We start from the raw sequence: 21,271 nt of genomic DNA on the forward strand, positions 1-21,271 counted from the left end.
CTCCTCATGGCAGGTGGGCGCCGGTGGCGCGCAGCGCGGCTTGCAGGGCGGGCACATCGCAGGAGGCAGGCGCGGCGTTGCCGCGTGCGGCCATGGCGGCGGCGATGCCCGCGGCCTGGCCGATGGCCATCACCGTCGGCATCACGCGCGTCGCCGCATGGGCCTTGTGGGTGGCGGAGATCCCGCGCCCCGCCACCAGCGCATTGTCGAAGCCCAGCGGCAGCAGGGATCGCAGCGGGATGGCATAGGCGTGATCCTCGCCGAAGCCCTCGAAGTGCAGGCCAGCGCCCTGGGCGGGGTGGATGTCCATGGGATAGGCGCCCCAGGCGATCCGGTCGGGGAAGGGGGTGGCGGCGCGAAGCTCCTCCTCCGCCAGCACATGAAGGCCATGGATGCGGCGGCTTTCGCGCACGCCGATCTGCGGTGCGAAGGCCACCAGGCGCCCGCCCGCGCAGCCCGGCACGAGGTCCCGCAGGAAGGCGCTGGCGGCGAGGGATTGGCGCCGTCCCTCGACCTCGGCGGCTGAAAGCGCCAGCGGGTCCGTCGCGTCGAAGGCCAGGCGGCCGATGTTGAACCAGGCATCGCGCGTGCCCTCGATGCGGCTGGCGTGGAGGGCGGCGCGGGCGAGCCGGCCTTCGGCCACGCCCTGGCGGGACAAGGCGGCGAGGTCCTGGGGCGAGAGGGCGTTGAAGACGTCGAGGTCGATGGGTCCGAAGCGGAACATCGCGGTGGCGGGCTGCATCGCCTGCCCCGAGTCGAGCGGCAGGAAATCCGCGCCGAGCCGCGCCAGCACATCGAGATCGCCGGAGGCGTCGATGACGATGCGCGGCAGCACGCGCCAGACTCCCGCCTTGGTGAGGAGATCGACGCTTGTGATGGTGCCGCCCATGCGCTGCGCGTCGAGGATGGAGGCATGAAACAGCAGCCGCACGCCGGCTTCCTGCGCCATGCCGTCCAGCACGGGCTTCAGCACTTCCGGATCGTAGCAGACGCGGTCCATGCGGTGGCCGGTGGACATGGTGAAATACGAATGGCCGTCGCTGGCGCCGAGGGCCATGAGGCGCGCGACGATTTCCTCCGCGATGCCGGCCACCACGCGGCGGCCGGATGCGGTTTCCCAGCCCACGAACTGGCCAACGGCGGCGGCGGTGGCGGCGCCGCCGAGGAAGCCCCAGCGTTCCACCAGCAGCACATCGGCCCCCGCACGCGCCGCCGCGATGGCCGCCACGATGCCCGCCATGCCGCCGCCCGCGACCAGCACATCCGCCCTGATTTCCATGGCGCGCAGCCTAGCCCTTCCCGGTGAAGAGCGGCAGCAGGGCGGCCTTCACCACCTTCCCCCCGGCATTGCGTGGCAGGGTTTCGACGAGTGCCCAGCGGCGCGGCACCTTGTAGGCGGCGAGGCGCGTCGCGGCGGCTTCGCGCAACGTTGCGGGCTCGAGGCCGGGGGCGATGACCGCCGCCGCAACCTCCTGCCCGTATTCAACGTCAGAAATTCCGAGCACGGCGGCGTCCTCCACGCCCGGGATGGCGCGCAGCGCTTCCTCCACCTCCCGCGGGTGGATGTTGGCGCCGCCGCGGATGATCATCTCCCCTTCCCGCCCGGTTACGCGCAGCCAGCCGCCGGCATCGATCACGCCGCGGTCGCCCGGGCGGAACCAGCCATCGCGGAAGGCAGGGTCGCCGGGCACGTCATCGGGCACGGAGGGGCCGCGCCAGCGGATGGCACCTTCCTCGCCCGGCGGCAGCGGCGTGCCGGAGGCGTCCACCACCTGGAGCTCGATCCCGAAGCCGGCGCGGCCGACGCTGTCGCCGTGATCGTCCATCTCGCCGGGCGGCAGCACCGTCGCGCCGCCGCCCTCCGTGCTGCCGTAGTAGTCGTGCAGGCGGGGTGAGAGGCGGGCGCGCACGGCCAGGCGCTCCGCCGGCGCCAGGGCGGCGCCGGTCGAGACCAGGCTGCGCAGGCCGGGCCAGCGCGGCGGCGCATCGGGCGGCCAGGTGGACAGGCAGCGGCGGAGCTGCGTCGGCACCAGGAAGGTCGCGGTGGCACCGAAATCGGCGATGGCCTGGTCCAGCGCTGGCGGTTCCCAGGGCGGGCAGAACAGCCGCACCGTGGCGCCAGCCCAGAGCACGGACATGGCGAAGCCGCGGCCGCCGCCGTGATGCAGCGGCGTCGCCACCAGGAAGCGATCGGCGCGATCGAAGCCGAGGCCGACATGATGCCCGATGAAGCGCGCGCGCATGTGGGATTGCCGGATCAGCGGCCCCTTCGGCGTGCCGGTGGTGCCGGAGGACAGCGCCACCACCATCGGCGGATCGTCCTCGTCAGGGCGCGGCGGCGGCGTGGCGGGGGCCTGCGCGACCGTGGCGAGGAAGGCGTCGTCGGCGATGACCTCGCCGGGCAGTCCATCGGCGCAGCGCATCTCCACCAGGCTATGCGTGCAGGGGAAGACGGCGCGCGCGGCGGCACGCTCCGTGGGCGCCCAGCGATGATCCATCGGCAGCACCGCGATGCCGAGCCGCGCGAGGGACCACAGCGCGATGACATGCAGCGGATGATCGCCGAGGCAGAGCGCGAGCCGTGCGCCGGGCGCGACACCACGCGCCATCAGCGCCTGCGCCAGGCGGTTCACCGCGGCATCGAGCGCGGCGTGGTCCAGCGCCACGCCATCCGCCAGCAGCGCGGGATGGGTGGGACGCATGCGGGCGTTCAGGGCTAGTGCGTCGGCGAGCATGGCGGGTTGACAGCCCAGATGGGGCGGCCAGAGTTCCGCCGCACGCGCCACGGGTCAATCGCCGCACGACACGCGCAGCGCCATGGGCGATGACGCCACGACAAGGAATCGGAACGGGATGAGCGACGAGATCTGGGCGATCGATTCCGTGGTGAACATCTGGACGAAGGAAGCCCTGGCCGCGCGGCCGGATCGCACCGCCTTCTTCCGCGGCAAGATCGGCGTGGACCGGGAGACCTTCGAGGGCATCAGCCTGGAGACGATGCTGGCGCGGATGGATGCCGCGAAGATCGAGCGCGCCTTCCTGGTGGCCGCCAAGGTCGGCGTGAAATGGCACCCCGCCTGCTACCACGTGCCCTACGAATTGGTGGCGGCAGCGGTGCGGCAGTATCCCGACCGCTTCTCCGGACTGGCGGGGCTGGACCCGACCGAAGGGATGGATGGCGTGCGGGCGCTGGAGCGCGCGGTGAAGGAGGATGGCTTCATCGGCGCGCATTTCTACCCGCACTGGTTCGAACTGCCGCCGGACCATGCGAAGTGGTATCCCTTCTACGCGAAATGCGTGGAACTCGGCGTGCCGGTGCAGCTGCAGGTCGGGCAGAGCCTGGTCTATGACGCCAGCTATCCCAGGCGCTCCGTCGGCCGGCCGATCTGCCTGGATGCGGTGGCCTGCGATTTCCCGGAGCTGAAGATCATCGGCATCCATGTGGGCATCCCCTGGACGGATGAGATGATCGCGATGGCGTGGAAGCACCAGAACGTCTTCATCGCCGCCGATGCGCACAGCCCGAAATACTGGCCGGAGAGCTTCGTTCGCTACATCGACAGCTACGGGCAGGACAAGGTGATGTTCGGCACCGATTTTCCGGTGCTGCAATTCGAACGCACGCGCGCGGAGGTCGAAGGCTTGAAGCTGCGGCCTGGGCCTTTGCGAAAATTCCTTCGTGACAACGCGCTGCGGATCTACGGGCTGGCGCCATGATGAACATCGCGGATGCGCTGGCGCATCACGTGACCGCGCGGCCGGACCAGGCGGCGCTGGTCGCGGGAGACCGCGTGGTGCTGTACCGGGACCTGGATGGGCTGGTGCGGCGCTGGGCGGCGCATCTGACGGCGCTCGGCCTGCAGCAGGGCGAGGTCGTGGGCATCGCGCTGCGCGACAGCATGGAGCACATGCTGGCGCTGTGGGGGGCCGCGCGGATGGGCGCGGTGGCGCTGCCGCTGGACTGGCGCTGGACCACGGGCGAGCAGCAGGCCGTCGCGCTGCGCTTCCGCGCGCGCCTCGTGCTGGTGGAGCCCGGCGCGGCGCCGCTGGAGGGGCTGCGCTGCGTGCCGGTGGATGAAGGTTTCGCCGCTGCTGTCGAAAGCGCACCGGCCGACCTTCCCTTCCCCACCGGGCGCGATTGCGGCGGGATGCCGCTGCTGATGTCGCTGTCATCCGGCACCACGGGGCGGCCGAAGGGGCCGGTGGTGACGCATGAACAATTCATCCGCCGCTTCTGGACGCATTGGATCGACCTCGGCCTGAACAGCCGCGAGGTCTATGTCTCCGCGACGCCGCTCTATTTCGGCGGCGGGCGGACGTTTCCGATGTCGCTGATGTTCAGCGGCGGCACGGCGGTGCTGTTCCCGCCGCCCTACAAGCCGCAGGAGCTGGCGGCGGAAATCGAGAAGCGCCAGGCCACGTCAGCCTTCCTGGTGCCGACCCTGCTGCGGCGGCTGCTCGACCTGTCCGATGAGGCCGCTGCGCCACTGAGGAAAATGCGGCTGCTGCTGTCATCGGGCGCGCCGCTCCATCCCTGGGAACGCAAGGCGATCCGCGACCGGCTCTGCGCCGGGTTCCATGAGTACTACGCCAGCACGGAAGGTGGCGGGATATCGCTGCTGCGGCCGGAGGATATCGACGGGCATGAGGCGAGCGTCGGCCGTGCCGTCTTCGGCGTGGAGATCGCGATCTTCGACGAGGCGATGAACCGGCTGGGCGCGGGCGAGGTCGGGCGGATCGGCTATCGCGGCCCCGGCGTCGCCAGCGGCTTCTTCGAGGATCCCGAGGCCGACGCGGAAGTCTTCCATGAGGGATGGTTCCTGCCAGGCGACCTCGCCTCGGTCGATGCCTCCGGCTACGTCACGCTGAAGGGCCGGAAGAAGGACATGATCATCAGGGGCGGCGTGAACATCTACCCGCCGGAGATCGAGAGCGTGCTGCTGTCGGACCCGCGCATCGCGGAAGCCGCCGTGGTCGGCTTTCCCTCCGCCAGCATGGGGGAGGAGATCGCGGCCTTCGTCGTGCCGCGGCCGGGGGAGGCGCCCTCCGCCGAGAGCCTGGAGGCGCTCTGCCGCGCGCGGCTCGCCCCCTACAAGGTGCCGAAGCGGATCGAGCTGATTGCCGACCTGCCGCGCAACAGCAGCGGCAAGACGGTGAAGGCGGAGCTGGCGAAGCGCCTCACAGCAGGCTGATGTCGCCAAGCACCGGCATCGCGCCGTGGATCCGCGCCAGCACGATTTCATCCGCGCTGGCGGCGATGCCATCGGCGTCCAGCACCAGGTCGCGGCCCACCAGCGCAATGGTCCAGTCGCCGGGATGGCCATAGCCGAAATGGGCGCGTTCCAGCGCGCCGGGCGCCAGGCCCAGCGTGCCGAGCGGATCCAGGCTTTCGATGTCGAGCAGGATGCGGTCGCCGGCGCCGAAATCGGCGATGCGATGGGTGCCGCCGAAGATGCCGAGCAGGAAGGCATCCGCGCCCGCATCACCCCGCATCGAATCATGGCCCGCACCGCCCAGCAGCGTATCCGCGCCCTCCCCGCCCGCCAGGCTGTCATGCCCATCGCCGCCATCGAGGCTGTCCGCCCCGTCGCGGCCCGCCAGCGTGTCATGCCCATCGCGGCCGCGCAGGATGTTGTCCATCGCATTGCCGGTGATGACGTTGTCGCCCGCATTGCCCGTGCCGCTGGTGGCGGTGCCGAGCAGGACGAGCCGTTCGACATTCGCGGCCAGGGTGTGGCTGATGGTGGCGCGCACCTGGTCGTTGCCGCGGGCGAAGCCTTCCTCGATGACGCTGCCGGGAAGGTTGAGGAGGTAGGTATCGTCCCCCTGCCCGCCCACCAGGGCATCGAAGCCGCCGCGGCCATCGATCATGTCGTTGCCGTCGCCGCCCATCAGCGTCTCCGCCGTCCCGCTGCCGAGGATGGTATCGGCGGCGCCGCTGCCCTCCACGCCTTCGAAGAAGCGGAGCGTGGCGGATTGCCCGGCGCGCGTCACCGTCGCGGCGGCCAGGTCGATGCGCGCGGCGACGGCATCGTCGCGGAGCGAGAAGGTGTCGATGCCGGCACCGGCATCAAAGAGCTCGCCCGCCTCCAGCCCCGCACCCATGACCAGGTCATCGCCACCGCCGCCGCGCAGCGTATCGCGGCCGATGAAGCCATCCAGCGTGTCGGCGCCGTCATTGCCCTCCACCCGGTCATTGCCGATGCCGCCGGACAATGAATCGGCGCCGGAACCGCCGTAGAGCGAGTCATGTCCGGCGCCGCCATCGGCGGTCCAGGTGACGAAGCCCGGCGTGGCCAGCAGCCGGTCCGCCCCGGTGCCGAACAGCACGGTCGCGGCTTCGAAGCCGCGGGCGATGCCGGGGGCGAAGCGGATGACGCCGCTGGCATCCGTGGTGACGGCGGCGGCCGCTTCCGCCGTCAGGTCCAGCAGCAGCGAATCCTCGCCGAAGCCGCCGCGCAGCTCATGCCGGCGCAGCCCCGCGACGGCGACGGCATCGCTGCCGGTTCCGCCCACGAATTCCAGGATCTCCACGCCCGTCACGCTGCCGCCATCGATCAGCGGCGTGGTCGCGGCCGGATCCGTGATGTCGATGTTCCAGCCCAGGAAGGAGGTGGCGCGGTCCAGTACCAGCCGGTCCATGCCCGCACCGCCCACGACCATCGCGGCGGCATCGGCCACCAGCGTGTCATCGCCATCGCCGCCGATCAGCGTATCGGCCAGCACGCCGGGCAGGGTGAAATCGCCGCCACCGATGCCGCCGCCCGTGCCGATGACGCTGAAGGTGGTGACAATGGCGGCACCCCCATTGGCGATCAGGCGATCCGCCTCCGCGCCACCTTCCAGCCGATCGGCCCCCGTGCCGCCGCGCAGCGTATCCGCGCCGGCCTCCCCCAGCAGCGTGTCGGCCGCGGCCGCGCCCTCCATCGAATCGGCGCCACGGCCGCCCAACAGCCGATCGGCCTGGAAGCCGCCGACCAGCGTGTCGTTGAAGATGCCGCCGGTGACATCGACACCCTCCGCCGCACCCGTGCCGATGTAGCGCAGCCTTTCGACATTGGAGATGCGGGAGCCGTCGCTGAGGAAGGTCTCGTTCTCATCCGTCGTGTCGTCCCCGTCATCGGCGTCGAGCGGTGCCATGGCGATGGTGAGCGGCGCGCCGCGCCCGGCCTCGATCCAGAGCGTGTCGTCCCCCGCGCCGCCATCGATCAGGTCGCCGCCCGCGGACCAGATGAGGCGGTCATTCCCGTCCTCCCCGAACAGCGCGTCGCGGCCTTCGCGCCCATCGATCTGGTCGTTGCCCCCGCCGCCATAGAGGCGATCCCCGAAGCCCATCGGGCTGCCGCGCGGGGCGATGGCGGAGGTCGCCGCATCGCCGCCATCGATCACGTCGCTGCCGCCGCCGCCGCGATAGGTCAGGCGTTCGAAGCCCTGGAAGGCGGTCGTGCCCTGCAGGCCGGAGACGTAGGTGAAGTCACTGTTGCCATACCAGCCGGGGACATTGGTCTTGCCGAGGTTGTTGGCGAGGTCGAGCACCAGGCGGTCATCGCCCTCTCCGCCCACCAGCGTATCGGCGGCCTGGCCGCGCAGCGCGAGGATCACGTCGTCCCCGCTGCCGCCATCCACCTGGTCCTTGTCCGCGCCGCCATCCAGCGTATCGGCGCCGCCCGATCCCATCAGCGCGTCGCGATGGATGCCGCCCGTCACCTGGTCTGCCGCCGCGCCGCCGGTCCAGTCGATGCGCTCCACCCCCGTCATGCTGGTGCCGTTGGTCAGCACCTGGCTGGCATTGGCCTTGAAGGTGAACTGCCAGGAAGCCGGTGCGCCGAGCCGGACCGTGGCGGGGGCGGCGATCACCAGCAGGTCGAAGCCATCGCCCCCATCGATCGTGTCGATGCCGGCGGAGGCGATGACATCATTGCCGCCGCCGGCAACCAGCCGGTTGCGCCCGCCGCCGCCGCCCAGGATGTCATCGCCGAGGCCCGTGCGGATGATGTCGTCGCCACTGCCGCCCGCGACGATGTCCTTGCCGGTGGCGAAGATGCCGCTGTCGAATTCCAGCACCTCGAAGTTGCGGGCGATGGTGCCGGTGCCGAAGGACATCTCCGGCGTCAGGGCCAGGATGATGCCCTTGGAGGAGGCGACACCGGGGCCGGTATAGACCAGCGTGTCCCGGCCTTCTCCGCCATCCAGCACATCGGCCTTGTCGGCGCCATTCTCGTCGGCGGCGATGATGGTGTCGGCGCCGGCGCCGCCCTTCACGGTATCGGCGCCGGTGCCGCCAGCCAGAAGGTCATGGCCCGCGCCGCCATCCAGGCTGTCGGCATAGGCGCCGCCGGTCAGCGTATCCGCGCCGAAGCCGGTGGCGATCTCCAGCCGCTCCATGGATTGCAGGACGGTGCCGTCGGGCAGGGTGACGGTGACGCCGGCGGTGATCGCGTGGTCGGCCAGCGATCCGCGGCGGACCAGCACGACCTTGTCGTGCCCCGCACCACCCTGGAGCGTATCCGCGCCACCATCCGACCCGCCGGCATAGAGCGTGTCGTCGCCCGATCCACCGCGGAGCAGGTCGCTGCCGCTGGCGCCGGTCCCGATCTGCCCGCCGGTGATGATGTCGTCGCCGGCCTGGCCATCGATGGTGTCGCGGCCGGCGCCGCCGGCGATGATGTCGTCGCCCGGGATGACGATGCCGGGCGCGTTGTAGCCGGTATAGAATTGGGCCGGCAGGCCGGGGCCGCTGTCGCCATAGATCAGGTCGTTGCCGGGGCCACCGCCCAGCACATCGCCGGCCCCGAAGCCGTGCAGCGTGTCGTTGCCGGTATTGCCGTAGATGTTGTTGAAGACCTTGGAGCCGCCGATGCGGTCATCGCCGGCCTTGGCATCCAGCGCCGTCTGTTCATCCGTCAGCTGGAGCGTGTTGGACCCGTCATCCGCCACCACGTCATTCTGGTAATGCGCGGTGTAGGTGGCCTGCACGCCGGTGATGCTGTCCGCGGTGTCCGGTCCATCCAGCACCACCTTGCGCGAATTCTCGTACAGCCAGATCGGGTCCGCCGCCCAGCCATCGGCGTCGGGGACGAAGAAGTGGATGAGGGGGCCGACGGAGACGTCGAAATCCTTCAGCCGCGTGTTGCGCAGGCCGATCTCCAGCGCCGAGACCTCGAGGTTGGCGGAGACCTCGATGCCGACGCGGGTGCTGTAGGTGCCGTGGCCGGTATAGGTGACGGTGGCATCGACATCGCCCTGGCCCATCGGCGTGTCGATGACGAAGCTGTCGCCCAGCACGCCCTGCGCCTGCTGGCCGAGGCTGGTGTCGAGGCGAAGCTGCACGCCATCGAGGTGGAACTCGACCTCCTGCACCAGGCGGACGAAGACGTTGGTCTCGACATCCAGCACGGTCCAGTAGAGCTGGGTCTTGGGGCCGGCGATGTCGATGGAGCCGGCCAGCACCTTGGCGGTGGGGGAGATGCGCGCCAGGAATTCCGCCATGGAGAAGGTGATGTCGACGAAATCCGGCCCGAAGCCGCTGCGGCTGAGGGAGGGCAGGGCGCCGTCCCCGAAGGTGACGCCGCCATAGGCGTTGACGGCTTCCGGCGCCGTCAGCTTGTTGATGGTGATCGGGAACATCGACAGGTCGAGGTCGAGCGGCTGCCCGCTGGCCGCCGTGAAGATGCGCTTGCGGCCATCGGGGATATCGACCAGGGGGATGTCGACATCGGAGATGATGTCGACCTCGCCGACCCAGAGATCGGCGGAGATGTCGATATCCTTCACGCCCGCCTGGAAGCCGTAGACGAAGTCGGCGACGATGCTGGACGGGAGCTTCGGCGCCACGAAGGGCATGTCGCCGGTGACGAAGGTCAGGGTGGGCGTCAGGACCGGGTTGGCGTTCTGGTACTGCGCCAGCGGCGTGGGGTCCGCGGCATCGGGCGGCGGGATGTAGGGGGCGGCGCGTTCGCCGGTCCATTCGGCGAAGCCGTCGGCATTGTCCTCCACCACATAATCCACGCCGAAGCTGCCGGCGTCCCAGGTCATCGTGACCTCGATGCCGAGCTGGCCATGGGCATAGACCGTGGCGCCGGCATCGATGACGGGGACGGGGATGCCGAAGCTGTCTTCCGTCAGCCGCTGTTCGAAATCGATCCGGGCGACGAGGTCGTCCCAGACCAGGGTGCCGGCGGCCGGGCCATCCAGCGCCAGGGCGTTGATGTCGCGGGTCTGGAGGGTGAGCTGGGTCATGCGTCGGGGCCTTGGCGGCGTCCCGCGGATGCAACCACCCCGGCCGTGGGAAACGATGTTTCAGCGTTTCATCACGGTTTCGTGGGGCTTCACGCCGATCCGGCGTGGGGCGTCAGGGCACGCCGATCGCCAGCCCGTCCCGCTGCGGGTCCGCGCCCCCGGCCAGCACGCTGTCCCAGAGCGAGATGCCGTGGGGGGCGGCGAAGGGGTAGGAATGGGCGTTGCGGCGCACGGTCTCCCCCGCCGCCACCAGGTCACGCTCCACCGCGCGGGGGATGCGGTTGCCGATATCGATGGCGGGGCCGGTGGCGGCGAAGCGCGGAGCCTGCACGGCTTCCTGCATCCCCATGCCGAAATCGAGGACATTCACCAGCACCTGGAGGATGGCGATGCCGATCCAGGCGCCGCCGGGCGCGCCGAGCGTCATCACGGGCTTGCCATCCTGGAAGACGATGGTGGGCGTCATGGAGGAGAAGCGCTTCTTGCCCGGCGCGATGGACCCCGCGCGGCCGGGGCGCGGATCGTACCAGTTCATCGCGCCGTTCAGCATGAAGCCGGTGCCGGGCGGGATGACGCCGGAGGGCACGCCGAGTGTGTGGGTCAGCGAGGCGACCAGGCCTGATCCATCGACGCAGGAGATGGTGGTGGTGTCCTTCGCCGTGGCGGTGACGCGCGCCGGGGCTTCGACCAGGCCATCGCGGATTCGGGCCGCGCAGTCATCGGCGTAGGCGTCGGACAGCAGGCGGTCCAAGGGCGGCGGCTGGGTGGCGGGGTCGCCGATGTGATCCTCCCGGTCCTTCAGCGCGATGCGCATGGCGGCGGAGAGGGTGCGGATGAAGGGCGCGCTGTTGTGGCCCATGGCCACCAGGTCGAAGCGTTCCAGGATGTGCAGCATCTCCGCCACCACGATGCCGCCGGCCGGGGGCGGGGGCAGCGAGATGTCGTAGCCGCGGTAGCGCACGACCAGCGGCGCCGCTTCCGTCACGCGGAAGCCGGCGAGGTCGGCGGCGGAGAGGAGGCCGCCATTCGCCGCCATGTCGTCGAGGATCAGGCGGGAGAGGGCGCCGGTGTAGAAGCTCTCGACCCCATCGGCCGCGATGCCGGCGAGGGTACGGGCCAGGGCCGGGTTGCGGACGGGATCTCCCGGTCGTTTCGGCGTGCCGTCGGGGCGGCAGTAGAGGGCGGCGCCTTCGGCCGTGAAGGCGAGTTTTCTCACATAGTCGAGGCGGCCATAGGCGGCCTCGTTCGCCGTGAACATGGTGTGGACATGGGGGCGGATGATCCAGCCTTCCTCGGCGAAGCCGATGGCGGGGGCGAAGAGGTCGGCCCAGGGGAGTCTGCCGAAGCGGGCATGGGCTTCGGCGAAAAGGCGGAGGATGCCGGGGGTGGTGACGGCGCGGTGGCCGACCTCATTGGCGCGGTCGGCCAGGATGAAGCCGTAGCCATCGGCGCATTCGCGCTGGAAGGCAGTTTCCCACATGGTGGGGGTGCAGGCGCCGGGGCAGGTGGAGAGGCCGTCCAGCACCGTCGTGCGGCCCGTGGCGGGGTCGTGCAGCTGCAGGATGCCGAGGCCGCCGATGCCGGACATCATGGGGTCCACCACGCCTTGCGTCAGCGCGCAGGCGAGCAGCGCGTCGATGGCGTTGCCGCCGGCGGCGAGGATGCTGGCGCCGGCCTCCGCCGCTTCGGGCTGCGGCGCCACGATCATGGCGCTGGGCTTGGGCAGCCGGTTCTTCGGCATGAGGCGATCCTCCCTGGAGAATCGCCATTGTGCCGGCGGGGTCCGGGGGGCGCCACGCCCCCCGGCGGAGCGCGAGGCGGAGCCTCGCTAAATCCGCCGCGCGGCGTGCACCGCGGCTGCCGACCCGTTCCCCACCAGCCACGCCCAGGCGCGGAGCAGCGCCCCGGCCGGGGCCGTGGCGGCGTCCCGTGCCTCGTCGCGGTGGTGGACTTCCTCGGCCTGGCAATGGGCGAGCAGGGCGCGGATCTCGGCGTGGATGCCTTCGGCGTCGAGGCGGTCGATCTGCTGCTGGTAGTGGTGGTCGACGAAGGTCTCCACCGCGTCGATCGTGGCGTAGACGGCGCGCGGGCCGAAGAGGGAGGGCAGCGCGCCGGTCAGCCAGCCGGCGACGCGCCAGATCGGCAGCAGGCGGCTGTGCTGGTGGGCCGGCAGCAGCACGTTCAGCAGGTCGAGGTGCCCCTGTTCGGTGGCCATGTGGCGGCGCGCGAAATCGACCACGCCGGGGTCGCGGCAGACCGCGAGGATGCCGCGATAGATCATCACCGCGCCGGTTTCCCCCGCATGGTCGGACCGGAGTTCGCCGACCAGCCAATCCGGCAGGGGCGGCAGGGTGGAGAGGATCGGCGCCGTATAGGCGGGGGGGCGTCGGTCATGGGTCATGGCGCCGGGGATGTGGGCCGCGACCGGGATGCGGACAAGGGCGGGTTGCGTGGCCGGGCGGGGCGGCGGCAGTGTGCGCGCCATGCCTGATCCCTCTGCCCTGGGGGCGCTGACCAAGCGCCTCGGCCCGCCGCGCATCGCCAGCCTGATCGTGACGATCTGGGGGGATGCGGTGGCGCCGCGGGGCGGGTCGCTGTGGCTAGGGTCGCTGCAGGCGATCCTGGATCGCTTCGGCTGCAATCCCGGCCAGGTGCGGACCGCCATGTCTCGGCTGACGGAGGAAGGGTGGCTGGCGCGCAACCGGGTGGGCCGGAATTCCTTCCATCGCCTGGGGCCGCGCGGGGAGGCCGCCTTCGGCGCCGCGGCGCGCCGCATCTACCGCGCCCGGCCCCCGGCCTGGGACGGGCAGTTCCGGCTGGCGATGACCACCGACCCCGCGGTGGCGGAGGCGCTGGCCGGGCGGCAATTCGGCCAGGCGGGGCCGGGGCTCTGGATCGGCCTGCGGGGGGCGGCGGAGGAATTGCCGGCGGCGGCGACGGTGCTGATGGCGGCGCCGCGCAGCCTGGCGGAAGCGCGGGACCTGGCGGCGCGGGCCTGGCCGCTGGCGGCGATCGCGGCCGCGCATGAGCGCTTCGTCACCGCCTTCGCGCCGCTGGAGGGTGTGGTCCCCGATGCGGCGGAGGCGCTGCCGCTGCGGCTGCTGCTGGTGCATGAATGGCGGCGAATCGCGCTGCGCGACCCCGCGCTGCCGGATGCGCTGCTGCCCGATGGCTGGCCGGGCCGGGATGCCGCGGCGCTGGCCGCGCGGCTCTATGCCGCGCTGGTGCCGGCGGCGGAGGCCTGGCTGGATGAGGCGGGGCGCAATGAGGCCGGGCCCCTGCCGCCGGCGAGCCTCGCGGGGCGGTTCGAGCTCTGACGTGTTACGGTGTTCGTGCTTTACTTGATGGTATCTGTGACATAACATCCCCGGAAAGCGGAGGAGGCGCCGGTGTACACCCAGGCCCTGAACCAGAAGGATGTCGCACCCGCCACGGCTTCGGCGGAGGATCCGGAGCGCCTGGCGCGCTTCGAGGCGCGGGTGGCGGCCGAGGACAAGATCGAGCCGAATGACTGGATGCCGGAGGCGTACCGGCGGACGCTGACGCGGCAGATCAGCCAGCACGCCCATAGCGAGATCGTCGGCATGCTGCCGGAGGGCAACTGGATCACCCGCGCGCCGTCGCTGCGCCGCAAGGCCGCGCTGCTGGCCAAGGTGCAGGATGAGGGCGGGCACGGGTTGTACCTGTATGCCGCCGCGGAGACGCTGGGCACGTCGCGCGAGGCGCTGGTCGAGCAGTTGCTGAGTGGCCGCGCGAAGTATTCGTCGATCTTCAACTACCCGACGCTGACATGGGCCGATATCGGCGCGATCGGCTGGCTGGTGGATGGCGCGGCGATCATGAACCAGATCCCGCTCTGCCGGACGAGCTACGGCCCCTATGCCCGCGCCATGGTGCGCGTGTGCAAGGAGGAGAGTTTTCACCAGCGCCAGGGCTACGAGATCATGCTGACCTTGGCGCGCGGCACGGCGGAACAGAAGGCGATGGCGCAGGATGCGCTGGACCGGTGGTGGTGGCCCGCCTTGATGATGTTCGGCCCGCCGGATGGGGAGAGCGCCCATACCGACCAGTCCATGCGCTGGAAGATCAAGCGATTCACGAATGACGCGCTGCGCCAGCAATTCGTCGATGCGACGGTGCCGCAGGGCCATTTTCTTCAGTTGACCTTCCCCGACCCCGAACTGCGCTTCGACGAGGCGAGCGGGCATTGGCAGTACGGCGCCATCGACTGGGAGGAATTCCGGCAGGTGCTGGCTGGGAACGGGCCGTGCAACCGGGAGAGGCTTGAGGCGCGGCGAAAGGCGCATGCGGAAGGCGCCTGGGTGCGGGAAGCGGCGCTGGCCCATGCGGCGAAGCGCCGCGCGCGCCGGGCCGCCGAGCGCCAGGCGGCGGAGTGAGCGCGATGAGCGAAACCCCCATGCCCATCTGGGAAGTTTTTGTGAGAGCCCGCGCCGGCCTGGCGCATCGCCATGCCGGCAGCGTGCATGCGGCGGATGCGGAAATGGCGCTGCAGGCGGCGCGGGATACCTATACGCGGCGTGGCGAGGGGCTGTCGCTCTGGGTCGTGCCCTCCGCCGCCATCACGGCGAGCGATCCGGCGGATCGGGATTCGCTGTTCGAGCCGACGGCGGACAAGATCTATCGCCATCCCACCTTCTACGAGGTGCCCGACGATGTCGGGCATATGTAGGCCGTGACCAGCATCGCGGTCGCGGCCTCGCCGCTGGTGGAGGCGCTGCTGGCGCGGGCGGATGACGCGCTGGTGCATGCGCATCGCCTGTCCGAATGGTGCGGCCATGCGCCGATGCTGGAGGAAGATCTGGCGCTGGCGAATGTCGCGCTGGATCTGCTCGGCCAGGCGCGATCGCTGTATCAGTATGCGGCGGAGGTGGAGGGCGCGGGACATGGCGAGGATGACCTCGCCTATCGCCGCGACGCGCCGCAATTCCGCAACGCGCTGATCTTCGAACTGCCGCGCGGCGATTTCGCGGAGACCATCGCCCGCCTTTTCTTCTCCAGCGCCGTGATGCTGCCCTGGTGGCAGGCGGCGATGACCTCCCCCGATGCACGCATCGCCGCCATTGCGGCGAAGGCCGAGAAGGAGATCACCTACCATCTGCGCCATGCCGGGGAATGGATGATCCGGCTCGGCGACGGGACGGATGAGAGCCATGCCCGCATGGCGGCGGCGGTGGCGAAGCTGTGGCCCTATACCGGCGAACTCTTCGCGGCGGAGCATGAGACCATCGCCGCGCTGCTGCCCGATGCCGCGGCGCTGCGCCCGGCCTTCGAGGCGACGGTCGCGCGCGTCTTCGCCGAGGCGGGGCTGGAACGCCCGCGCGCTGGCTGGATGCAGAAGGGCGGGCGCCGCGGCGTGCATACCGAGCATCTCGGCCACATGCTCGCCGTGATGCAGCATCTGCAGCGCGCCTATCCCGGGGCGGTGTGGTGAGCGTCGTCACGCTCGACCTGGCGCGCATCCGCGCGGTCGCGGGCGCGGTGGTGGATCCGGAGATTCCCGTGCTGACCATCGCCGATCTCGGCGTGCTGCGCGATGTGCGCGTCAGCGACGGCGCGGTCGAGGTCGATATCACGCCGACCTATTCGGGCTGTCCCGCGATGAACGTGATTGCCTTCGAGGTCGAGGCGGCGCTCGCCGCGGCGGGTTTTCCCGGGGCGCGCGTGCGGCTGGTGCTCTCCCCGGCCTGGACGACGGATTGGATGACGCAGGCGGGTCGGGATGCGCTGCGCGGCTATGGCATCGCGCCGCCGGCCGCCCGCGCCGGGCGCCGCGCGCTGTTCGGCGCCGATGACGACACCCCCTGCCCGCGCTGTGGCAGCCTGGCCACGGAAAAGCTCTCGGAATTCGGCAGCACGGCCTGCAAGGCGCTGTGGCGCTGCACTGCCTGCCGCGAGCCCTTCGACCAGTTCAAATGCCTGTAGCGAGGCGCCGATGAACGCCGTGTCCGCCCGCTTCCATCCGCTGCGCGTGGTCGATGTTTCCCGTGAAACAAACGATGCCGTCGCCATCACGCTGCAGCCGCCGCCGCAGGCCGATTTCCGCTTCACGCCGGGGCAGTACCTGACCTTCCGGCGCGTGGTGGACGGCGTCGAGCAGCGGCGCAGCTATTCCATCTGTTCGGGCCTTGATGACGGGACCTTGCGCGTCGGCATCAAGCGTGTCGCGGGCGGCGTCTTCTCCGGCTGGGCCGTCGATCACCTGAGGCCCGGTGAGGTGCTGGAGGCGATGGCGCCGGAAGGCCGCTTCGGGCTGATGCCGGATGCGGCGGCGGCCCCGCGGACCGTGCTTGGGATCGCCGGTGGCAGCGGGATCACGCCGATCCTCTCCATCGCCGCCAGCCTGCTGGCGCGCGAACCCCGCGCGCGCTTCGTGCTGCTCTATGGCAACCGCGACGCCGCCGGGATCATGTTTCGTGAATCGCTGGAACGGCTGAAAGACCGGTACCTGTCGCGTCTCGTCATCACGCATGTGCTGAGCCGGGAGAAGCATGAGCTGAGTGCGCTGCATGGGCGCCTCGACGCCGCGCGCATCACGGCGCTGCTGCCGGGGCTGGTGCGGGTCGGCGCCATCGACGCCGCCTTCCTCTGCGGGCCGGAGGGCATGGCCGAGGGCGCACGCTTGGCGCTGGAAGGGCTCGGCCTGGACCCCGCGCGCATCCAGGAGGAACGCTTCGCGCCGGCCGCCGGCAGCCCGCCCCGCGCGCTTCCCGTGGCGGCCGCGGAAGCCCCGCCGGCGGCGGTCGCGACCATCACGGTGGATGGCGTGACGCGGGACGTGCCGATGGCATCAGGAGAATCGGTGCTGGAAGCCGGGCTGCGCGCGGGGCTGGACCTGCCCTGGTCCTGCCGCGGCGGCATGTGCTGCACCTGCCGCGCCAAGGTGACGGAAGGCGCGGTCGCGATGGCGACCAACTACTCCCTCCAGCCCTGGGAGACGGAGGCCGGCTTCGTGCTGACCTGCCAGTCCCGGCCGACCGGCGCCACCGTCGCGGTCGATTACGACGCCAGCTAGGCACCGCCCTTGGCGAGCAATCCGAGAAAGAGCCGCACCCGCGCGGGGCGGAAGCGTGCGGGGGGCAGCAGGGCGATGACGCCACCCTCCGGCAGCACCCAGCCCGGCAGCGGCGCCACCAGGCGGCCGGCGGCCAGATCCTCCGCCACCGCGTAGTCCGGCAGCACGGCATAGCCCGTGCCGGCCAGCACCAGGGCGCGCACGGCCGGGGTGGTGTCCACCGTCGCCACGGCGCGGGTTTCCACCGGCACGGCCTCCGCCGTGCCATCCCGGCGGAAGCGCCAGCGGCAGGGGTCCTTGAGGCGCGCATGGGCGATCCAGGGCAGGCCCGCCAGCGCGGCCGGGCTTTCCAGCCCCGCGCGCCCGGGCGTGCAGACCAGCAGCTGGCGAAAACTGCCGAGGCGGCGCGTGGCGTAGCTGCCCGGTTCCTCCCGCAGCCAGCCCGTGCGGATGGCCAGGTCCAGCCGTTCCGCCATCAGATCATGCACCGCATCGGCCAGGCGGAGCTCCACCGGGCAGGCCGGATGCGCCGCGATGAAGCGCGCGACGGCCGGGGCGATGACGGCCGTGCCGTAGTCCAGCGGTGCGGCGATGCGGAGCGTGCCCGCGGGCCCGGCGCCCTCCGCCACCTCCGCCAGGGCGGCCACGGCCTCCGCCAGCGCGGGCGCGCAGCGGGCATGCAGCGCGGCGCCGGCCTCGGTCGGTGACAGGCGGCGGGAGGTGCGGGTGATGAGGGTGGTGCGCAGCTCCTGCTCCAGCCGCGCCACTTGCTGGGAGACGAGCGACTTCGTCACGCCGAGGCGCGCGGCGGCGGCGGTGAAGGACCCTGCCTCCAGCGTCGCGGCGAAGAAGGCCAGGCGGTCGAGCGAGGGGAGCATGGAGCCGATTGTCCAGTTATGCTGGACAGTGTGTCAAGAACGTCAGTCTCGATGGACGATCCACCGGGCGTCATGGTGCCGCCAGGCCCGATGCGGGCCCCGAATGGAGACCGACCATGACCATGACCCGGAGAAGCCTGATGACCGCCGTCGCGGCCGGCGCTGCCTTCCCTACCCTGGCCGCCACGCCCCTGTCCTGGCAGGTGCTGCAGGGCGCGCCGACCAGCTTCGGCAAGACCTCCGTCCTGCTGACGGGCCAGCGCGATGCGGTGCTGGTGGATGGGATGTTCACCCTGGCGGAAGGGCGGATGGCGGTGGAGGCGATCCGCGCTTCCGGCAAGCGCCTCACCACCGTCTTCGTCAGCCATGGCGACCCGGACTACTATTTCTCGCTGGAGGTGGTGCGGGCGGCCTTCCCGGCGGCGCGCTTCGTCGCCACCGCCAGCACCGTCGCCCACATCAATGCAACGATGGCGAAGAAGCTGGAGGTCTGGGGCCCGCGGATGGGCGAGAACGCGCCGCGCAGCCCCTTCGTGCCGGAGGTACTGACGGGCAGCACGCTGGTGCTGGAGGATGAGGTGCTGGAGGTGGTGACGCCGGAGCCGGCGCTGCCGGATCGCGGCTACCTCTGGTCGCCCTCGCTCGGCGCGATGTTCGGCGGCGTGCTGGCCTTTGCCGGGCTGCATGCCTGGACGGCGGATACGGCGACGCCGGCGTCCCGCCTGGCCTGGCGGCGGGCGCTGGCGACGATCGAGGCGCGCAACCCGCGGATCGTGGTGGCGGGGCATGGGGTGGCGGGGGCGGCGACGGATGCGTCTTCCCTGCGGGCCACGCGGGACTATCTGGAGGCGTTCGAGGCCGAGTTCGCCGCGGCGGCGGATGGCGCGGCGCTGATCGCGGCGATGAAGCGGCGCTTCCCGGGGCTGGGGCTGGAGATCGCGCTGGAGATCGGGGCGAAGGTGGCGAAGGGGGAGATGAGCTGGTGAGGGCAGAGGGTTGCTGAAGCCGGGCCCGGCCCGCTTCGGCACCGGCCTTCGGCGGGCGGCGGGGCCACCCCTCCCCCGCCACAGCCTCACGCCGCGCGCAGCGTGCCCAGGAAGTCGCTGACCTCCTTCTCCAGCGCCCCGCCCTGGTCGGAGACATCCCCGGCCGCCTGGCGCACGCCGGCTGCCACGCCATCGGCCTCGACGGCGCACGCCTCCACGGCGGTGACGCCCTGGTTGGCCAGGCCCGTGCCTTCCGCCGCGCGCTGGATGTTGTCGGAGATGCTGCGGGTTGCGGCGCTCTGTTGTTCCACGGCGCCGGCGATGCTGGCGGCGATCTCGTCGATCCGCGCCGTGGTGCCGGCGATGGCCCGCACGGCTGCCACGACGCCGGCTGTCGCGCCGGTCATTTCGGTGATCTGGCGGCCGATATCCTCGGTGGCCGTGGCGGTCTGGGTGGCCAGGGCCTTAACCTCCCCGGCCACGACGGCGAAGCCCTTGCCGGCGTCGCCGGCGCGCGCGGCCTCGATCGTCGCATTCAGGGCCAGAAGGTTGGTCTGCTTGGCGATGTCGCTGATGAGGGAGACGACGTTTCCGATGCGGCTGGCGTTCTCCGCCAGGGCGGTCACGGCCGCGTCGGTGCGCTGGACCTCGGCCACCGCTTCCGCCGTGGCGGCGGTGGAATGGCGGACCTGGCGGGCGATTTCTTGGATGGAGGCGGAGAGTTCCTCGGTGGCCGCGGCCACCGTGCTGACGGCGTCGGTGGCGGTGCTGGTCCCGCGCGCGGCGGCGCCTGTTTCCGCCCTGACCTTGCGGGATGCGTCGGCCATCGTGGTGGCGTGGCCGTCGAGGCGCCTGGTGGCGCTGGCGACGCTGGCGATGGTGGCACCGACGCTGGCCTCGAAGCGATCGGCCAGGCTGAGAAGGGTGGCACGGCGATCGGCCTCCGCCTGCTGCTTGGCCTCTTCGCGCTCCTGGCGAAGGCGCTCGGCCTCCATCATGCCCTGGCGGAAGACCTCGAGCGCGCTTGCCATCTCACCGATCTCGTCGCGGCGGCCGGTGCCGGGGATGGTGATGCCGGTGCTGCCGTTGGCGAGAAGGCCCATGGAACGCGTGATGTCCTTCACCGGTCGGCCGATGCCGCGGTTCATCAGCCAGGCGACGAGAATGGCGAGGATGAGGGCGCCAATCGCCATCATCAGCGTCCGCAGGTTGGCCTCGGCGATGGCGGCGTTGAAGCTGGTGCGGTCCAGCGCCAGGGCGTAGACGCCGAAGGCCGTGCCCGAGAAATCCCGCACCGGTGCCAGGGCCACCATGTAGTCCGTGCCGCCGAGTTGCAGCGGCTGCATCGTCGGCTGGCCACCCAGAACGGCGCGCAGCGTCGTCACATCGAAGGCGGGTGCCAGGGCGAAGGTGGAGGCGAAGGTCTCGAACCCCCCGTCCCGGGCGATGTAGAAGGCGATGGGGGCGCTGGTGCTGCGGGTGAAGGATTCGAAGAAGGGCGCGCCGAAGGACAGGCCGACTTCGACCGAGCCGAGATGCACACCCTGGCGGGCCACCGGCACGACCCCGCGGATGCCGAGGCCGTCCAGCCCGTTCTCCAGCCCGGCCAAGGGCGCCCGGGTGCGGTTCACCTCCACGACGGTGCGACGGAAGCCGGAGAGGTCGTCCCCGAAGCGATCCGGGCGATGGACGCGCAGGAAGGAGGTGGCGGGCGCGGTGTGGAACTGCAGCTGCGTCACGCCATGGTCGCGGCGCAGCGCGGCAAGGCCGGGTACGGTGATGCGGGCCAGCGCGTCGCGATCCCCGGCGGCGAAGGCGTCCTGGATGGCGGTGTTGCCGGCCATCATTTCCGCCATCGACCGCGCGCGCTGGGATTCGCTGGCGATGCGGTCACCCAGGAATTCCTGCAGGGCGTGCAACTCCCGGTCCGCCGCGTCGCGGACCAGGGCATCGCTGAGCTGGAGGTTGCTGAACGTCATGACCCCGATGGCGATGCCGGCGGTTCCGGTCAGCGCCAGCACCAGTCGCATGCCGATACGACCGAAGCGGAACCTGCCCTGACCGCCACCTTCGCGGAGGGTATTCGACGCCATGGGAGTAATCCTTGCCGAGCCTGGCAAGGTGTACGGGGTGCC

Annotated in this window: 16 protein-coding genes; 9 read left to right on the top strand and 7 right to left on the bottom strand. The window is 71.1% G+C overall.

Translation table 11 applies throughout. The features are described 5' to 3' along the window. Window positions 1–4: 4 nt before the first annotated feature. Together BM041_RS10610 and BM041_RS10615 are read right to left on the bottom strand one after the other, a co-directional pair. Entirely contained in the window at window positions 5–1,279 is a 1,275-nt protein-coding gene (locus BM041_RS10610) for an FAD-dependent oxidoreductase (protein WP_092959183.1), read from the bottom strand. 10 nt (window positions 1,280–1,289) lie between these two features. Beyond that, window positions 1,290–2,702, bottom strand: a complete 1,413-nt coding sequence (locus BM041_RS10615) for a class I adenylate-forming enzyme family protein (RefSeq protein ID WP_175533865.1) — start codon at window positions 2,700–2,702, stop codon at window positions 1,290–1,292. A 151-nt stretch (window positions 2,703–2,853) separates the two neighbouring features. On the opposite strand from BM041_RS10615, the gene BM041_RS10620 reads away from it, so the two are divergent. Both BM041_RS10620 and BM041_RS10625 read left to right on the top strand, forming a co-directional pair. After that, complete coding sequence (locus BM041_RS10620; RefSeq protein WP_175533866.1) at window positions 2,854–3,717, top strand: amidohydrolase family protein; 864 nt, start codon at window positions 2,854–2,856, stop codon at window positions 3,715–3,717. Beyond that, window positions 3,714–5,192, top strand: coding sequence for a class I adenylate-forming enzyme family protein (locus tag BM041_RS10625; protein ID WP_092959189.1), 1,479 nt, complete (start codon window positions 3,714–3,716; stop codon window positions 5,190–5,192). The genes BM041_RS10620 and BM041_RS10625 overlap by 4 nt, the downstream gene beginning before the upstream one ends. Here the strand turns inward: BM041_RS10625 and BM041_RS10630 are convergent. From BM041_RS10630 to BM041_RS10640, 3 genes are all read right to left on the bottom strand, one after another. Then, complete coding sequence (locus BM041_RS10630) at window positions 5,179–10,239, bottom strand: calcium-binding protein (protein WP_092959191.1); 5,061 nt, start codon at window positions 10,237–10,239, stop codon at window positions 5,179–5,181. The genes BM041_RS10625 and BM041_RS10630 overlap by 14 nt on opposite strands. A 112-nt stretch (window positions 10,240–10,351) precedes the next feature. Beyond that, the gene (locus tag BM041_RS10635; RefSeq protein ID WP_217648680.1) at window positions 10,352–11,980 is read right to left on the bottom strand and encodes a gamma-glutamyltransferase family protein; all 1,629 of its coding nucleotides are present in this window, start codon (window positions 11,978–11,980) and stop codon (window positions 10,352–10,354) included. Between the two features lie 87 nt (window positions 11,981–12,067). Then, window positions 12,068–12,724, bottom strand: a complete 657-nt coding sequence (locus BM041_RS10640) for a demethoxyubiquinone hydroxylase family protein (protein ID WP_245762025.1) — start codon at window positions 12,722–12,724, stop codon at window positions 12,068–12,070. Between BM041_RS10640 and BM041_RS10645 the strand changes: the two genes are divergently transcribed. The 6 genes from BM041_RS10645 (at window position 12,723) to BM041_RS10670 (ending at window position 17,272) form a co-directional block, all read left to right on the top strand. Beyond that, a complete protein-coding gene (locus BM041_RS10645) occupies window positions 12,723–13,556 on the top strand; it encodes a PaaX family transcriptional regulator (protein WP_175533867.1) in 834 nt (277 codons plus the stop codon). The genes BM041_RS10640 and BM041_RS10645 overlap by 2 nt on opposite strands. A 72-nt stretch (window positions 13,557–13,628) precedes the next feature. Then, complete coding sequence (gene paaA / locus BM041_RS10650) at window positions 13,629–14,636, top strand: 1,2-phenylacetyl-CoA epoxidase subunit PaaA (protein WP_092959195.1); 1,008 nt, start codon at window positions 13,629–13,631, stop codon at window positions 14,634–14,636. A 5-nt stretch (window positions 14,637–14,641) separates the two neighbouring features. Continuing rightward, entirely contained in the window at window positions 14,642–14,929 is a 288-nt protein-coding gene (gene paaB, locus BM041_RS10655) for a 1,2-phenylacetyl-CoA epoxidase subunit PaaB (RefSeq protein WP_092959197.1), read from the top strand. 3 nt (window positions 14,930–14,932) lie between these two features. Then, window positions 14,933–15,691, top strand: coding sequence for a 1,2-phenylacetyl-CoA epoxidase subunit PaaC (gene paaC, locus BM041_RS10660; protein ID WP_092959199.1), 759 nt, complete (start codon window positions 14,933–14,935; stop codon window positions 15,689–15,691). After that, complete coding sequence (paaD, locus tag BM041_RS10665; protein ID WP_217648681.1) at window positions 15,688–16,182, top strand: 1,2-phenylacetyl-CoA epoxidase subunit PaaD; 495 nt, start codon at window positions 15,688–15,690, stop codon at window positions 16,180–16,182. The genes paaC and paaD overlap by 4 nt, the downstream gene beginning before the upstream one ends. A 10-nt stretch (window positions 16,183–16,192) precedes the next feature. After that, window positions 16,193–17,272, top strand: coding sequence for a 2Fe-2S iron-sulfur cluster-binding protein (locus BM041_RS10670; RefSeq protein ID WP_092959202.1), 1,080 nt, complete (start codon window positions 16,193–16,195; stop codon window positions 17,270–17,272). Here the strand turns inward: BM041_RS10670 and BM041_RS10675 are convergent. Continuing rightward, window positions 17,269–18,150, bottom strand: coding sequence for a LysR family transcriptional regulator (locus tag BM041_RS10675; protein WP_092959204.1), 882 nt, complete (start codon window positions 18,148–18,150; stop codon window positions 17,269–17,271). The genes BM041_RS10670 and BM041_RS10675 overlap by 4 nt on opposite strands. A gap of 140 nt (window positions 18,151–18,290) precedes the next feature. Here BM041_RS10675 and BM041_RS10680 point away from each other — a divergent pair, with 140 nt between their 5' ends. Continuing rightward, on the top strand, window positions 18,291–19,136 hold the full coding sequence (locus BM041_RS10680) for an MBL fold metallo-hydrolase (RefSeq protein ID WP_217648682.1): 846 nt from the start codon (window positions 18,291–18,293) through the stop codon (window positions 19,134–19,136). An 86-nt stretch (window positions 19,137–19,222) separates the two neighbouring features. Here BM041_RS10680 and BM041_RS10685 read toward each other — a convergent pair whose 3' ends face one another. Further along, window positions 19,223–21,229, bottom strand: coding sequence for a methyl-accepting chemotaxis protein (locus BM041_RS10685; RefSeq protein WP_092959208.1), 2,007 nt, complete (start codon window positions 21,227–21,229; stop codon window positions 19,223–19,225). Window positions 21,230–21,271 lie beyond the last annotated feature (42 nt).

The sequence above is a fragment of the Falsiroseomonas stagni DSM 19981 genome, assembly GCF_900114315.1.
Lineage (GTDB): Bacteria > Pseudomonadota > Alphaproteobacteria > Acetobacterales > Acetobacteraceae > Falsiroseomonas > Falsiroseomonas stagni.